General features: G+C 59.3%; 12 protein-coding genes. 6 read left to right on the top strand and 6 right to left on the bottom strand.

Features of this window, described 5'->3' with window-relative positions; translation table 11 throughout:
* The first annotated feature begins 5 nt into the window (after positions 1-5).
* Positions 6-1325: an epoxide hydrolase gene (locus FHX09_RS07260; protein WP_184449635.1), complete on the top strand. Its 1320-nt coding sequence runs from the start codon at positions 6-8 to the stop codon at positions 1323-1325.
* 79 nt (positions 1326-1404) lie between these two features.
* Here the strand turns inward: FHX09_RS07260 and FHX09_RS07255 are convergent, their stop codons facing one another.
* Positions 1405-2445: an AraC family transcriptional regulator gene (locus tag FHX09_RS07255; protein WP_132594752.1), complete on the bottom strand. Its 1041-nt coding sequence runs from the start codon at positions 2443-2445 to the stop codon at positions 1405-1407.
* A gap of 69 nt (positions 2446-2514) precedes the next feature.
* Here FHX09_RS07255 and FHX09_RS07250 point away from each other — a divergent pair, with 69 nt between their 5' ends.
* Both FHX09_RS07250 and FHX09_RS07245 read left to right on the top strand, forming a co-directional pair.
* Positions 2515-2883: a DsrE family protein gene (locus FHX09_RS07250; protein WP_132594730.1), complete on the top strand. Its 369-nt coding sequence runs from the start codon at positions 2515-2517 to the stop codon at positions 2881-2883.
* Positions 2884-3109: 226 nt separating this feature from the next.
* A complete protein-coding gene (locus FHX09_RS07245) occupies positions 3110-3403 on the top strand; it encodes a hypothetical protein (protein ID WP_132594732.1) in 294 nt (97 codons plus the stop codon).
* 51 nt (positions 3404-3454) lie between these two features.
* Here the strand turns inward: FHX09_RS07245 and FHX09_RS07240 are convergent, their stop codons facing one another.
* From FHX09_RS07240 to FHX09_RS07220, 5 genes are all read right to left on the bottom strand, one after another.
* On the bottom strand, positions 3455-4768 hold the full coding sequence (locus FHX09_RS07240) for a glucoamylase family protein (protein ID WP_184449633.1): 1314 nt from the start codon (positions 4766-4768) through the stop codon (positions 3455-3457).
* Positions 4769-4930: 162 nt separating this feature from the next.
* On the bottom strand, positions 4931-7378 hold the full coding sequence (locus FHX09_RS07235) for a phosphoketolase family protein (protein ID WP_184449631.1): 2448 nt from the start codon (positions 7376-7378) through the stop codon (positions 4931-4933).
* 69 nt (positions 7379-7447) lie between these two features.
* Positions 7448-9127: an SbmA/BacA-like family transporter gene (locus tag FHX09_RS07230; RefSeq protein WP_132594738.1), complete on the bottom strand. Its 1680-nt coding sequence runs from the start codon at positions 9125-9127 to the stop codon at positions 7448-7450.
* A 148-nt stretch (positions 9128-9275) separates the two neighbouring features.
* Positions 9276-9611, bottom strand: coding sequence for a hypothetical protein (locus FHX09_RS07225; protein ID WP_007800355.1), 336 nt, complete (start codon positions 9609-9611; stop codon positions 9276-9278).
* A 315-nt stretch (positions 9612-9926) separates the two neighbouring features.
* On the bottom strand, positions 9927-11120 hold the full coding sequence (locus FHX09_RS07220) for an MFS transporter (protein ID WP_184449629.1): 1194 nt from the start codon (positions 11118-11120) through the stop codon (positions 9927-9929).
* 427 nt (positions 11121-11547) lie between these two features.
* On the opposite strand from FHX09_RS07220, the gene FHX09_RS07215 reads away from it, so the two are divergent.
* From FHX09_RS07215 to FHX09_RS07205, 3 genes are all read left to right on the top strand, one after another.
* Entirely contained in the window at positions 11548-12687 is a 1140-nt protein-coding gene (locus tag FHX09_RS07215) for an alpha/beta hydrolase (protein ID WP_132594754.1), read from the top strand.
* A 407-nt stretch (positions 12688-13094) separates the two neighbouring features.
* Entirely contained in the window at positions 13095-13625 is a 531-nt protein-coding gene (locus tag FHX09_RS07210; RefSeq protein WP_007800363.1) for a DUF1269 domain-containing protein, read from the top strand.
* A gap of 151 nt (positions 13626-13776) precedes the next feature.
* Positions 13777-14799: a DUF4105 domain-containing protein gene (locus FHX09_RS07205; protein WP_183723108.1), complete on the top strand. Its 1023-nt coding sequence runs from the start codon at positions 13777-13779 to the stop codon at positions 14797-14799.
* Positions 14800-15232 lie beyond the last annotated feature (433 nt).

Raw genomic sequence — 15232 nt, 5'->3', positions numbered from 1 at the left:
ATGTCATGACGATCCAGCAATCAATCGAAAGAATCCATATGTCACGGCGCTCACTGATGTTTGGCGGTGCGGCAATTGGACTTGCGACGACGATCCTCCCCTTGGCGGCAACCGCGGCGAACGCCGTTGACGTGACGAAGGCTGGCGGCGGGGATATCCGTCCGTTCAGAGCCGAAGTTCCCGAGGCCGCGCTAACGGACCTCAGGCGACGCCTTGCCGCGACGCGGTGGCCGGACGGCGAAACGGTGACCGACCGCTCTCAGGGTGTCCAGCCCGATAGACTGAGAGATTTGGTAGACTACTGGCAGTCGTCCTATGACTGGCGAAAGGCCGAAGAGAAGCTGAACGCGCTGCCCCAGTTTCTGACGAACATCGATGGCCTGGACATTCATTTCATCCACATTCGTTCGAAGCATGAGGGCGCACTGCCACTGATCATGACGCATGGATGGCCGGGGTCGGTGTTCGAACTTTTGAATGTCGTAGGCCCGCTGACAGATCCCACTATTTACGGCGGCAGCGCTGAAGACGCCTTCCACCTAGTGCTCCCCTCGATCCCTGGTTTCGGCTTCTCGCAGAAGCCGACTGCGACGGGCTGGAACCCGCAGCGGATAGCAGCAGCATGGGACGCGTTGATGAAACGTCTCGGCTATAACAGTTACGTCTCGCAAGGCGGCGACTGGGGCGCGATCATCAGCGACGCCCTGGGTCGTCAGGCACCTGAAGGATTGCTGGGTATCCATGTCAACAGGGTCGAACGCGCGACGACTTTCCCACCGGAAGCTGCGCAGGCTCTCAAGAGCGGTGGACCCGCGCCGGATAGCCTGTCTCTAGATGAGAAGGCCGTCTTCGAAGAAACCCGCGACTTCCTGAACAACGGCTTCGGTTACGCGGCCATCATGGGTACCCGTCCGGAGACGGTCGGATATGGCCTCGCGGATTCGCCGGTCGGCTTGGCCGCTTGGCTCTACGATAAGATGGCCGATTGGGTCTTCACGCGTGGAGATCCGGAGAAGGCCCTGAACAAGGAGGCTATCCTCCACAACATCACGCTCTACTGGCTGACGAACACCGGCCCTTCCAGCGGGCGGATTTATTGGGAAAACACTGCTTCGGGAGTGAAATTGACCCCGGTGAAAGTTCCGGTTGCCGTCACGGTATTCCCCGGAGAAGTTTACAAGCCGCCGAAGAGCTGGCTATCCAGGGCATATCCAAAGCTCATCTACTACAATCGCGCCGCAAAAGGCGGGCACTTCGCGGCGTGGGAAGAACCTGAACTGTTCAGCGACGAGGTCAGAGCCGCATTTAGAACGTTGCGATCTTGAAAGGCCGTCGGGTTGAGACCCGACGGCCCACTTTAGAGCGCCAAACAGCCCGCTCGCTGTGCAGCGCACCGCAAGGCTTTCACGGTGTGCTGCGAGGTGGCCTTTGGCCCAAGGCCGCGTGAGAATTCTGCGCCTCTGTGCGCCACGTCGCCGGTGGTGTGCCGAAGGCGCGGGAGAAGGCTCGACTGAAAGCCGCCTCCGTCGCATATCCGGCTTCATAAGCAATGGCGGCGATCGGCGCTCCGGTCGTCGCCAGCGACACGCTGGCAAGATAGAGCCTCCAATCCCGCATGTACCTGATGGGGGATGTACCAAGGATTGTCTTAAACCGCTCCGCCAGTACACTTCGCGACATCCCGCAGGTGATCGACAATTCCTTTAAAGACCAGTCGTGCGTCGGGTCGTCGTGAATGATGGAAAGGCACCGCGACAACGCCTCATCCGCCAGCGCCGCCAGCCAACCGACACTCCGCGGCTCGGCCGTCATGATCTGGTGGCGGAGAATTTCGATGAAGATCATTTCGGTCAGCCGCGGCAGCATGGAAATTCCACCCGCACGTGGCCTATCGACCTCGTCAACCATCTGCCGGATGGTGGCACGGAGCCAGTCTCCACCATTCGCGCCGAGCGTTTTCACATGAATGAGCTTGGGCAACGCCTTCCTCAGTGGCTCAAAGCGCAGCGCATCGCATTGCAGGTAGCCGCAGAGCAGCCTCACGCCGTCCGCTTCGTCTCCATGCCGGAGAACGGGGATCTGCCGCCACGGCTTCGGCGGCAATTCGCGCATGGGTTCGACCAATACGCCGCCGGCCCCTGCCCCTAATTGGTGTCCGGTAGCGAAGGGGAATATCAGCACATCACCTGCATTCAAAGTTGCCTCGTCGCCTTCAATCTTCAGCCAGCATTGGCCCGCGACGACGATGTGGAACGGCACCGTACCGCTTGCTTTTCCCGAGAGAGCGGCCAGGGAAGGTTTGTCATCCGTCTGCCAGGCACCAGACGGCATAAAGCAGAACTGCAGCGATCCCGAAAGGCGCATCGCTGACAGAAGCGTCGACAGAACGTCATCCCGCGCCACGCCGCGCGTCGGTTGAGGACTTTTGGATAAGTCTTCACGCATCTCGGCCAAATACAGGTGCTTCCCGCCTCCCTAGAATGAACAGGTACAACTCAACTGGAGGAGAATACTATGCAAACCTCGACTGAAAAACTGGTCGTGCTCCTGACGAAGGGAATTGATTCCGAGCTTTCGTCCGTTGCCTTCACGATCGCCAACGGCGGCATCACCGCCGGGCTCAAAGTCTCGATGTTCCTCACCAGCACCGCGATCGATTTGGTGCGAAAAGGCGGCCAGCGCATGACGCATGTCCCTCCTCTCGACCCCCTCACGAATTTGATCGAGGACTTTCAGAACCGTGGCGGCACGATCTGGGCTTGCCCACCATGCGTGAAGTCGCGCGGCTACGATCAGGAAGACCTCCTCGATGGTGTCGTGATCGTCGGCGCAAGCGCGATGCATGCCGAGATCAAGGAGGGGGCCGCAACGCTCTCGTTTTGACGGAGATCCGCATGGTGCAGCCTCGAGCCAACACGGCTACTGCTGAAGCGATAGCGCTTGTGCCGGTCGCCGCCGCAGACGGTCAAAGTAAAGGTACAGAAATCCAGCGCGGGGTGCTTCCTATCCCCGCGGCATCTCATTGGACGAAGCACACAAAATACAGGCTCGACTACAGGTTTGACTTGCGACATTGTAGTATTGCTGCAGTTCCAGCGGGGTGCATGTTATGTCGTACTCGCAAACGCTACCAGTCTACGCGTCCGTCCTCATGACGGGCATCGTCGCGCCGCTTTTTGCTCTGTCGGCTGCCGAAACGGCGGCAGGGAAGTCTGCGCGGAACCCATCGATATCAATCCTGGTCACGGCAAACCTTGAACAAGGAAAACTCTCGCCGCCCGGCACCTCGCTCGACTGGTGGTTGCGGGAGGATATCGTGCAGACCTCCCAGGCAACCGATGGAGCGAAGCGTGTTTTCAACCGGAATTGGCTCGTGGACAATCAGCTTCGCGGTTCCCATTGATCGAACTCGGCGTGCGCGACCATCGTACAAGTCCGCATGCACAAACGCTGGCTAAAGCCAGCCGCCGGTAAAGCCGGCGCGGCGCAGTCCCCTGACAATAGGTTCGCAATTGCGCATCAGATTCCATAGGAAGCCGGTCCGGTAATTCTCGATCATCAGCGCCACCGGGCCCTGATCGATGCCGAAGTGGCAGGGGCTGATCCACCACCCTGTAGGACTGTCTGCAACCTTGAAAGTCTGATTGAACGATGGCTTGAACCCGTAGAGCCGCGTCATTCCCAGATTCATGCGCCCGCAGTTGAGGACGGTTGGAATGACGATCTCGGGTGCGAAAGGCAGAGACGCCACGACGACCCACGGCGAGACCGTCCCGTCGTCCGGCCCGAACGGTGCCCCGCGGGCGATATAGTCGAAGAACTCCCTGCGCACCCCGTCAACTTCCGCCGTCAGCCAGCCGGGTCCATCGCTTGCGGTAAATCCCCAGCAGTGCTCGCCATAGCCTTCGAACTCCATCGGATTTCGGATCGCATATTCCTGGTGGACGAACGTCGCCTGCCTGCTGTTCTGAAAATAGTCGCTGTCATGTTCGTGCATAAATTCGTCGCGGAGGCCGCGGAAATCGATCCACATATGCGAAAGCTGGTGCGTGAAGAGCGGACCGGAGTAGAGCAGTTCGCGTCCGAAGATGTTGCGCCAGTCATAGCTTGCCGTGTAGGCCGCGTAACTTTCCTGCGGCAAGGGATGCGACGGCGAGCCGAGCCCCAGTATGTAGAGAAGCAAGCCTTCGTCGTAGCCGCGCCAGCGGTAGGGAATGAAGCCGTTCTCGGGGCGCCAGCCGTGCGTCAGGGTCGCGCCGTGGTCACATGCCCAGTTCCAGTCTGCCCGCTCGTAGAGCGATGCAGCACGTTGCCTGATCCTTGCTTCGTCAGCCGTATCCTCATCGAAGTAAGTGGCGACCGTCAGGGCGCCGGCAAACAGGAAGGCGGAGTCGATGGTCGACAGTTCGCACTGCCATACCCGACGTCCTGTTTCGATATCGAGGAAGTGGTAGAAGAAGCCCTTATAGCCCGAGGCGTCCGGCTCGGGACCCTGGTGGCAATGCAGGAGAAAATCAAGCCGCCGTCGGGCGATCTTGGCAGCAAACTCACGAATGATGATACCGCGCTCCACAAGGACAGGGATAGTGGCAAGTGCCATGCCGATGGCGGCGATACTCGCCGGCGCGCCCGCTTGAGTCTTGTCGCGGACGAGCCCGTTGTCCGGGTTCGTGCAATGCAGGTAATAGAGTAGGGTCGTGAACTGCAGTCGCGCGAAATCCTCGTCGCTCGGCGCGGACTCGATGTTTGGGGTGGGTACCTCGACCATGACTTCCCCCTTTCCACACGGGCTTCGCGCCTGACGGCGCTCCTCAACTCGCCAATATGCAAATCGCCGCCCGAGCGTCGTCACAGCAGTGACTTGTATACTGCACCGACGTCATCGGCGCCCGGGAAATGCAGCCCGGCCGCACGTTGCGGGCCGAACGCCTTAGGTATTGTCGCCTTCCGTCGACGTCCTTTGCGTCTTTGCTGGCCGCCCCTGGACGCCCCATTTCCAACCGGTGATTTCAGGCATGTCATCGCCATGGTCTTCAATGTATTGCCGGTGCTCGATCAGCTTCTCGCGGATCGCTTGCTTGAAGTAGGCGGCGCGGGAACCGAGTTGCGGCAACCGATCGATGACGTCTTCGACAAGATGGAAGCGGTCTAGCTGGTTGAGAACGACCATGTCGAATGGCGTCGTCGTCGTCCCCTCCTCCTTGTATCCGCGCACATGCAGATTGCCGTGGTTGGTGCGCCGGTAGGTCAGCCGGTGGATCAGCCAGGGATATCCATGGAACGCGAAGATGATCGGTTTGTCCTTGGTGAAGAGCGCATCGAAATCGCGGTCTGAAAGACCGTGGGGATGCTCGCTTGATGGCTGCAACTTCATGAGGTTGACGACGTTGATGACGCGCACCTTCAGTTCGGGCAGATGCTCGCGGATCAATTGCACCGCCGCCAGCGTCTCGAGCGTCGGAACGTCGCCGCAGCACGCCATCACGACGTCAGGCTCACTGCCCTTATCATTGCTGGCCCATTCCCAAATGCCGAGGCCCTCGGCGCAATGCTTGATCGCCTCATCGATGGTCAGCCATTGCGGCGCCGGTTGCTTGCCGGCCACGACGACGTTCACGTAGTTGCGGCTACGCAGGCAATGATCGGTAACGGAAAGCAGCGTGTTTGCGTCCGCGGGGAGATAGACGCGGATCACCTCGGCCTTCTTGTTGACGACGTGGTCGATAAACCCCGGATCCTGATGGCTGAAGCCGTTATGATCCTGGCGCCAGACATGCGAGCTCAAGAAGTAGTTGAGCGATCCAATCGGCCGCCTCCAAGGTATGTGATTACACACCTTCAACCATTTGGCGTGCTGGTTGAACATCGAGTCGATGATGTGAATGAAGGCCTCATAGCACGAGAAGAAGCCGTGGCGTCCTGTCAGAAGGTAGCCTTCAAGCCAGCCTTGGCACTGATGCTCACTCAACACCTCCATCACCCTGCCATCGGGCGACAGGTGATCGTCCTCGGGATAGATCTCAGCCATGTAGCAGCGGTTGGTGACCTCGAGCACATCCTGCCAGCGGTTCGAGTTGTTCTCGTCGGGGCTGAACAGCCGGAAGTTCTTTGTGTTCAGGTTCATCTTCATGACATCGCGAAGAAACTTGCCCATCACCCGGGCGGATTCGGTCGTTGTCGCCCCCGGGCTCGGCACGGGAACGGCGTAGTCGCGGAAATCTGGCATCTTCAGGTCACGCAGCAGCAGACCACCGTTCGCGTGCGGATTGTCGCTCATCCGGCGATTGCCAGCCGGGGCGAGCGCCGCGAATTCGGCGCGCAGCTTACCGTCGTCGTCGAAGAGCTCTCCAGGTTTGTACGTCTGCATCCAGTGCCGAAGGATCTCGATGTGTTCCCGCTTATCCATGTCGCCCATCGGAACCTGGTGCGACCGCCAGTAGTCCTCGCATTTCTTGCCGTCGATTTCGCTTGGGCAGGTCCAGCCCTTTGGCGTGCGGAAAACGATCATCGGCCACGCCGGGCGTTTCAGATTACCCTTCTCACGCGCCTCCGCCCAGATCCGATTGATCTCGCCGACGGCTGTATCCATCGCTGCCGCCAGCTGCTGCTGCACCTTGTCAGGATCATGACCTTCCACGAAAAGCGGAGCATAGCCCATCCCCTCGAAGAACTTCCGCAATTCGTCCTTGGGGATGCGGGCTAGGAAGCAGGGATTGGCGATCTTGTAGCCGTTGAGATGCAGGATCGGCAGCACGCATCCGTCACGGGCAGGATTGAGAAACTTATTGCCATGCCATCCCGTCGCAAGCGGACCGGTTTCGGCCTCGCCGTCGCCAACAACGCAGGCGACGATCAGATCCGGATTGTCGAAGGCCGCGCCGTAGGCATGGCTCAACGCATAGCCGAGTTCGCCACCCTCATGAATACTTCCTGGCGTTTCGGGGGCGACATGGCTCGGAATGCCGCCGGGAAAGCTGAACTGCTTGAACAAAGCCTTCATCCCTTCGGTGTCCTGACCGATATTCGGGTAGACTTCGCTGTAGGTCCCCTCCAGATAAGCATGCGCGACCAGTGATGGCCCACCATGGCCAGGCCCGATCACATAAATCATGTTGAGATCGTCGCGCTTGATCACTCGGTTTAAATGCACATAGAGCATGTTCAAGCCAGGCGACGTTCCCCAGTGGCCAAGCAGCCTCGGCTTGATGTGCTCCCGCGCGAGGGGTTGCTTCAGGAGCGGATTGTCGAGCAGATAAATCTGCCCGACCGAAAGATAGTTCGATGCGCGCCAGTAGGCGTCCATCAAGCGGAGTTCCTCTGCTCCAAGCGGAGTGCTCGTTTTCAGATAATCGTCGGTTGCAAGAGCGGCATTCGTCATCGTCAGCCTCCTATCGACTTTCTTGTCGTCGCAATCTCCGTGCTGCACGCCGCAGAAGCGTCTGCGCGGTTATGTGGGTTTCCTCCATTGCCATCCGCCACTATCGCCAAGGTCCAGGATGGCGTCATAGGATGATATGTTGGCGGCGCTCCCGATATGAACGCAGGCGATGCCGTCATTTGCAAAGCGCGTCATGATCCGGAAAAGTGTATCCCAGCCAACCATAACCTCGGCCCTCTCAAGCAAGATGACATCCGGCTTCGCAACGCACACGCTCGCCAGCATCAGCAAGCACTGCTCTCTTTGCGTCAGAGACGTATGCCATTCCACTTCTTGTTGAAATCCCTCTGCCTTAGAAATGCGCTCGAGTCCGAATTCGGCAAGTAGCAGCGAAGTTTGTTCGTCCGGAATTTCTGTGCTCGCGTCCGACGGAACGATGAGTTGTCGAAGCGTACCCGTCGGAAAATAGGACTGCTGCGGCAGGAAGCGTATCCGTTCGGCGGCGGGGCGAAATATTCGGCCAGAACCGGGACAAGCAACACCGGCGGTGGCCCTGAAAAGCGCGCTCCCTTGGTCCTCTCGGGCGCATGTCACAAGGACGCGAGCACGAGGCGGAATGGCTACGGTCAACTCCTGTAACAACGGCAAGCCGTCCCACTCTGACAGTATCGTGAGCCTCTCGTACGACAGGCCCTCGCTGGTGTCGTCGATCCGAATGTCGGATCCGACGCGCTGCTGCGAGTTCTCTATCGCTTCCAAAAGCATGTTTAGTCGCGCCACGACCGCGGCGAAGTTGGAGATCGAGTTGAACTGGTTGATGATCAGCGAAAAGGCGCCCACCAGCATTGCGAATGCTGCCGCGGATTGGGTGATCACCCCGAATTCGATATCACCGCGGAAGAAGGCCGGTGCGACAATCAAAGCAGGGATGATCTGGATCAGCCAGTTGTAGCCCGTCGTGAAGAAGCCGACATTGCGGTTCACGGATGTTATGCTGCGAAAGTTGGTCACCAAATCATCAATTCGGCTTGCAAGAAAGGACTTCATGCGCGACTCACTGCCGGTGAGTATGATTCGCTCGGCGTTCTCCCTCGCTTGAATGAGGCCCGTACGGAAACTTGCCTCTTTATCGAGCTGGTCGTAGTTCAGCTTGATGAGCGGGCGCCCCAGCCAGATCGTCAGAAGCGAGCCGCAAGCCGCATAAATGAAGGCCACGGCGAACAAGACGGGGTTGATCGATAAAAGTACGCCTGAAAATGAAAGGATCGTTAGCCCGCTGCTGAAGATCATCAGCAAGAAAGACAGTGTCGTCACGGTAAATGCCCGGATATCTTCCGAAATGCGCTGATCCGGATACGAGAGTTCGCCCGAAACACCGAGGCGGTAAAAGGCTCCGTCAGTAAGATAGAGATTGACGGCGCGACGCGTCAGAAAGTCTCTCCAGGTGAGTGCTAGCCGCTCCTCCGTAAAGCGCGCATAAACCGATGCGATCGTGGAGCCAGCAAACACGAGAAGATAGAATACGGCTTGCCGGGCGAATTCCGCGATCTGCCTGTCGGCGATCGCCGTCATGAAGTTCCGGCCCACGAAGCTGTTCAGCACATTGAGCCCGTTGATCACGAGGAAGAGCGCGACAAGGCTTGCCGTCAGAAGCTTGGCTGCGCCGCCGACTTCCGAGGACATGAAAATCCTCACCGAGCGCAGAAAGCGACCCGCTGTTACCTTGAAAGGAGTTCGCAGCTCTTCCATGCCTCTTCCCCCTCGCGTCGCGCCAATAGCTGAGCTTCACGCTACAGATCAAGCCAGCTCGTGCGACGTAGGTTGGGGGCCTCTCCATCGCCCGCGCGAAAGATGGCCCTGGTCGAAGCCAATAGCCCAGAATCGCGGCGTTGCAGGGCTAAGATTTGAGGTCGTGCGCCTGCCCTGACGCGCGCAGTTCCTTGAGGGTTTTGCCCACGCAACTTCCCCCATCGGATCCGCCGACGGCCTTTGCTTTACCGTCCAGCGTAATCGTGCCCGCAATCCGGTCGGAGGCTGAAAAAGTGGCGGTGCCGTCTTTCGTCACCCTCGACAAATAGAATGCGTGGTAGGTGCCCTTGTATTCACAACTGATAACCAGCGGAAAATCGTCAAGGGGATCTTGTGCATATGCGGATGTACTGGACAGAAGCGACGCCCCGCAAGTGGCGAGCATTGCAACCGATATCTTGAGAAAAGGCGACAGATAAACCATTGATCGAACCCCAACTGCGTGAAGAACGCAAATGCGCAAGGTGTTTCGAAGCATGCATACAAGTGGCTATCAGCTGCGCTGAGTATGTCGCAGCATGCCGCTATTAGGCAAGAAAATTGTGGACGACGACGACACAATTTTACCGGGAAAAGAAACATCGGAAACGACTGGCAAAGAATGCTTCCCGCGCAGCGCCAGCCTCCTTCGCCGGGTTAAGGCACAGGTACTCCGCCGTCCACAAAGTAACAGTGGCCAACGCAATTGGGCTCGCGTCGACCACCGATCTCGGGATGTTGGGGATTCCCGTCGCCGTGGTTAGGCAGGCTGGCTCGCGGTGTCGGCATCGGATGCCGAGCGGCCATCCAGAGCACCACTCCAGAGTGTCAGAACCAGCGCTGCCACGACGAGGATTGCACCAACCCATGGCGTTGCACCAAGCCCCAGCGAGGACTCGACCACCAGACCGCCGATCCATGCACCCGCCGCGATGCCGAGGTTGAAGGCTGCGATATTCAGGGCCGATGCCACATCGACGGCGGCGGGGCGAACCTGCTTTGCCAACTGCACCACGTAGATCTGCAGCCCTGGCACGTTGGCGAAGGAGAGGAAGCCAAGTGCTGCCAGCGTCGGAACGACCAGCCAGGGCGATGCTGCCGTGAAACTGAAGAGCACCAGCACGATTGCCTGGGCGATGAAGAGCCCGGTCAAGGCACGTACAGGGCTGCGGTTGGCGAGCTTGCCGCCGGCGACATTGCCGATGGCGATGGCGATGCCGTAGACCACGAGAACGAGGCCGACGATGCCGGCGGAAAACCCGGTGATTTCCTGCAGAATCGACGCGAGGAAAGTAAAGGCGACGAAGGTACCGCCATATCCGAGCGCTGTCATGGCGAAGACGATAAGCAGGCGACCGCTGCCGAGCACGCGGATCTGGTCGCCGATGCCGGCGGCTGGTGCCTTCTTCAGGTTCGACGGCAGCAACACGGCAATCGCAAGAAAGGCGATTGCGCCAAGGCCGGCAACAGCGGCGAAGGTTGCGCGCCAGCCGAAGACCTGGCCGATCAGCGTGCCAAGCGGAACGCCGGTGACGATGGCGACCGTCAAGCCCATGAACATCATAGCGATCGCCGAAGCACGACGGTTTTCGGGAACGAGGTCGGCCGCAATGGTCGAACCGACAGAGAAGAAGACGCCATGCGCAAAGGCCGAAAGCACGCGCGCGACCAGCAACAGCGCGTAGCTCGGGCTGATTGCCGCCATGCCGTTGCCGATGACGAAGAGTGCCATCAGGCCGAGAAGCAGTGGCTTCCTTTCGATACGTCCGGTCAGCGCCGTCAGCACGGGTGCGCCGAAAGTGACACCCAAGGCATAAACGCTGACGATCAATCCCGCCAGCGGCAGACTGATATGAAGATCTGAAGCGACAGTCGGCAACAGTCCGACGATGACGAATTCTGTGGTTCCGATCGCATAGGCCGCGATCGTCAAAGCAAAAAGAGCAATTGGCATAATGTGCCTCAAATGACTGCCGGCCTGCCGGCGTGGTTGACTGGCGGACATATGGAGGCATTGGATTTCGATGATAAGCGGTCACGTGGTCCAAGGATCTGTGAACCGAATTCACAAAAGGACAAATGAGGACGAAAGGGGCGCCGCGAGATCGGACTGGAGCCGCCCAGAGGACAAGCGGCGTGCACACGTTGCGGTTCGGTAACACTTGCCCAAAACTCGTCGCGGCACGTAGGCGTCTTGCGCGAATTGCACGTAACATCTGCGTGGTTACTGTAAGGTATTTTCACTTTGGCCCGGCCACCGTAAGGTGCTTGCGTTTTCAAACGAGGGGACCGGAAACGTGATCGCTGCCCGCGCTGTTCGGACAATTGCACCGCTGCTCGTCGCCGCACTTCTTGCCGGTTGTGGTCATCCAAGCGGGGTCATGGCACCCATTGCGCTGACGGCGGCCACGCCGAAGACCTCGCAAGTCAGCATGCTGGTCGCCACCACCCGCGAACCGTCCGGCGACCCTGCAACGCTGTTTACCGGCGAACGCAGCCCGAAACCTTACTTGACGGCGGTCGACGTCTCGATACCGCCAAAACGGGAGCCCGGCACCGTCCAATGGCCGAGGCGACTGCCGCCCAACCCCGCGACCGACTTTGCGGTGACCAGCGTCAGAGAGATCGAGACGCAAGCGCAGGGCCGTGCCTGGTTTCGCCAGCATATTCAAGGCGGTCACGCGCTGGTTTTCGTGCATGGCTTCAATAACAAGTACGAAGACTCGGTTTTCCGCCTCGCCCAGATCGTCCACGATTCCGGCATGGAGGCGACGCCGTTTCTCTTCACCTGGCCCTCACGCGCGCAACTCACGGCTTACGAATACGACAAGGAGAGCACCAACTACTCGCGCACAGCACTCGAGCAGGGGCTGCGAACGCTCGCCGCGGACCCGGATGTCAAGGACATCACCATCCTTGCCCACTCCATGGGCACCTGGCTCACCATGGAGTCGCTGCGACAGATGGGCATCCGCGACGGCCATGTGAACAGCAAGATTCACAACGTCATCCTCGCTTCCCCTGATATCGACATTCAGGTCTTCGCAAAACAGTTCGCCGAGATGGGCACGCCGACGCCGAAGTTCACGATCTTCGTGTCGCAGGATGACAAGGCGCTTGCAGTGTCAAGCTTCATCACCGGCAAGGTCTCGCGTTTGGGCTCGATTGACCCGACCGTGGAGCCCTATCGCTCGAAACTCGAAGCTGCCGGCATTACGGCGATCGATCTTACCAAGGTGAAGGGGGAAGGTCTGAACCATGGCAAGTTCGCCGAAAGTCCTGAAATCGTTCAACTGATTGGCCAACGCATCATCACCGGGCAGACGCTGACGGACTCGAATGTCTCGCTCGGCCAAGGGCTGACCGCTGTGGTCGGCGGCACGGTGACAACCATCGGCAACGTTGCCGCCACGGCTGTCGCCGCACCAGTGACAGTGCTTGAGCAGCCGATGCAGGCCAAGAAACGCCCTGCCGATGAAACTCTTCAGGGAGACTTTAAGCCACAGCCGCTTACCCAGTAGGCCAAGGCACTTCTGCTCGCTGTTACGTTTGACGCTCGTTTGTTACGGTCACGTCCTTACCGAGTGACCCTCTTCAGTGGGAACGCGAGCTCGTCGAGAAATGCGACGAGCATTGTGCAGCGCCGGGGCTCCAGCCTGTCCCAACCAGTGGTCATGGCTGGATGCGGCCTTACTTCGCAATGACACCGTTCATCATACCGATGCAGATCGGGAATACGCATATGATGCGCAAATCTGACTTCGGAATGCTCGATAAGGCGCTTGAGGCTGCGGCGCGCAGTTGGTTGCTCGTTGACATGAAAGCAGACTGGCGGAAGATCTACGCGTTCGATCAATGGGCCCCGGCTGGCGCACGTCTGCCAGCCGTCATGCTCCATATCCTCGCCATCAAACGAAAGGAACGGACAATGTCGGAACTCGTTGTCATCGGCTTCGATGCCATGGACGAAGCAGACAAGGTGCTGCTGAAATTGAACAGCCTGAAGAAGGAATACCTCGTCGATCTCGAAGATGCAGTCGTGGTGGTTCGAGACGAGGCCGGCAAGGTCCATCTCAAGCAGAGCCTCAACCTGACGGCGATCGGCGCCACATCAGGCTTGTTGTCCGGCTCCCTCTGGGGCGGTCTTGTCGGCTTGCTGTTCCTCAATCCGCTCGCAGGCTTTGCAATCGGCGGCCTCGTCGGTGCAGGCACCGGCGCGATCTCCGGCTCGCTCACTGACTATGGTATCGACGACGAGTTCATCAGGTCTCTTGGCGGGACCATACCGAATTCCTCCTCCGCTCTCTTCATCCTCGTGCGCAAGGCGCAACCGGAGAAGGTTCTCGCCGAGCTCCAGGGGCTGCGCGGCCGCGTCCTGAAAACTTCGCTGGCGCCGGATCAGGAGGAGCGGCTGCGCAAGGCGCTCTCAGGCAGTTCGAGCGAAGCCGCATCCGCATAATTCAACGAGGCGGCCCCGCTCGCACCGCTGGTGGGATCTGGGGCCGCCATTGAAGCGGGCGTCGGTCGTTCCGGTGGTTTGCGCTTCCTGGAAGGCCGCGCGATATTGCGCCTTCCGATTGGCAGGCAGGCGCGTTCGCGGGGGCGAAACAATGGCAATTATCTCCACTGCGGCAAAGCCTCGGAAGTGGCGAATTCTGGTACTTATCGCTCGCTTCGTCTTCCGGCTTGCAGCCATTGCCTTCGCCGGATGGTTTGCCCTTGCCGCCTTCTATCAGGCGCCTTCTACATGGAAATGGCCAATCATCGCCGCTGGCTTTCTCGTCGGACTGATCGCCATTCTGACTGCCAGGCGGCGCCTGCTTTTCGCCGGTGTGCTTCTACTGGCGGCGATGCTCGCGGTTTCCTACTGGTGGAGCGGCATCAAGCCGAGCAACAACCGGGAGTGGGCGGCCGACGTTGCCCACGGTGTCACCGCAACGATAACAGGCGACCAGATCATCCTGCACAACGTCCGGAACTTTCAATGGCGGACGACTGAAGACTTCGATCCGTTTTGGCAAACCGAGCAATATGACCTCGCCACGCTCCGGTCGGTCGATTTGCTGAACTCCGTCTGGAGCAACCCCGCGATTGCCCATACCCTTGTCAGCTTCGGTTTTGCGGATGGTCGCCATGTCGTATTCTCGGCCGAGATCCGAAAGGAACGAGGCGAGGCATTCTCGGAGATCGGCGGCTTCTTCAAAGAGTTCGAACTGGTGCTGATAGCTGCGGAAGAGAGCGACATCGTCCGCCTGCGCACCAACATCCGCCGGGAGACCGTGTCGCTTTATCCGCTCCGTGTCTCCCCGCAGATAGCGCGCGCCCTCTTCCTGTCCTACCTTGAAAAGGCCAACGCGCTGGCGGCACAGCCCGAATTCTACCAGACGATCACGGCAAACTGCACGACGATCGTCTTCAAGCTCGCCCGACTGATCGATCCCGGCATCCCGCTCGACTGGCGCATCATCGCATCTGGTTACCTGCCGGACTACCTCTACGACCGCGGCCTGGTCCGTACCGACCTGCCTCTCGACCAGGTAAGGAAACAGGCCGCGATCAGCAGCCGGGCACTCGCCGCCCCGGCGGGGAGCGACTACTCGAGGGCCATGCGCTCCACATTAGACGGCGGTTGACAGCGTAAGCTGCGTCAAGTCTCATGAGTTGAGTTTGCGCGAAGATCCTCATCCACTGCGTGCTGCGCGCCGCTGTTACATCGGTATTTGCGATTGTGCACTCGGATCGCGGCATAGTCATATTCATGCAATTGGCGTGCGGGGGCGCGCGCTCAAATGGCCGGCATCAACGCCTCCGTTTCGTCATCACGCATGCTTCCTTTTGGATTGTGGTTAAGGGGTATTGAGAAGTGAAAAATTAACCATAGGCGGTAATAATTTCTTAGAGAATCGCCGAGCATCCCGTTGGAGACCCTATGCACCGATATGCAATCCTTGCCGCACTGTCTGTTCTGTCAGGCTGTGTGAGTGGCCCGGACCATGTACCCCCGGAGATGCCGCTTCCGGCGAAGTTCAGCGAGGGTGGCGCCAAGGACATCGGCGACGTGTCGAC

This window comes from Rhizobium sp. BK538 (assembly GCF_014197575.1).
Taxonomy (GTDB): domain Bacteria; phylum Pseudomonadota; class Alphaproteobacteria; order Rhizobiales; family Rhizobiaceae; genus Rhizobium.
This window is presented reverse-complemented; position numbering and strand designations above follow the sequence as displayed.

Bases quoted from the DNA above. Each gene is read 5' to 3' on its own strand.
- FHX09_RS07260 (WP_184449635.1), top strand. From the start codon at position 6: ATGACGATCCAGCAATCAATCGAAAGAATCCATATGTCACGGCGCTCA.
- FHX09_RS07255 (WP_132594752.1), bottom strand. From the start codon at position 2,445: ATGCGTGAAGACTTATCCAAAAGTCCTCAACCGACGCGCGGCGTGGCG.
- FHX09_RS07250 (WP_132594730.1), top strand. From the start codon at position 2,515: ATGCAAACCTCGACTGAAAAACTGGTCGTGCTCCTGACGAAGGGAATT.
- FHX09_RS07245 (WP_132594732.1), top strand. From the start codon at position 3,110: ATGTCGTACTCGCAAACGCTACCAGTCTACGCGTCCGTCCTCATGACG.
- FHX09_RS07240 (WP_184449633.1), bottom strand. From the start codon at position 4,768: ATGGTCGAGGTACCCACCCCAAACATCGAGTCCGCGCCGAGCGACGAG.
- FHX09_RS07235 (WP_184449631.1), bottom strand. From the start codon at position 7,378: ATGACGAATGCCGCTCTTGCAACCGACGATTATCTGAAAACGAGCACT.
- FHX09_RS07230 (WP_132594738.1), bottom strand. From the start codon at position 9,127: ATGGAAGAGCTGCGAACTCCTTTCAAGGTAACAGCGGGTCGCTTTCTG.
- FHX09_RS07225 (WP_007800355.1), bottom strand. From the start codon at position 9,611: ATGGTTTATCTGTCGCCTTTTCTCAAGATATCGGTTGCAATGCTCGCC.
- FHX09_RS07220 (WP_184449629.1), bottom strand. From the start codon at position 11,120: ATGCCAATTGCTCTTTTTGCTTTGACGATCGCGGCCTATGCGATCGGA.
- FHX09_RS07215 (WP_132594754.1), top strand. From the start codon at position 11,548: ATGGCACCCATTGCGCTGACGGCGGCCACGCCGAAGACCTCGCAAGTC.
- FHX09_RS07210 (WP_007800363.1), top strand. From the start codon at position 13,095: ATGTCGGAACTCGTTGTCATCGGCTTCGATGCCATGGACGAAGCAGAC.
- FHX09_RS07205 (WP_183723108.1), top strand. From the start codon at position 13,777: ATGGCAATTATCTCCACTGCGGCAAAGCCTCGGAAGTGGCGAATTCTG.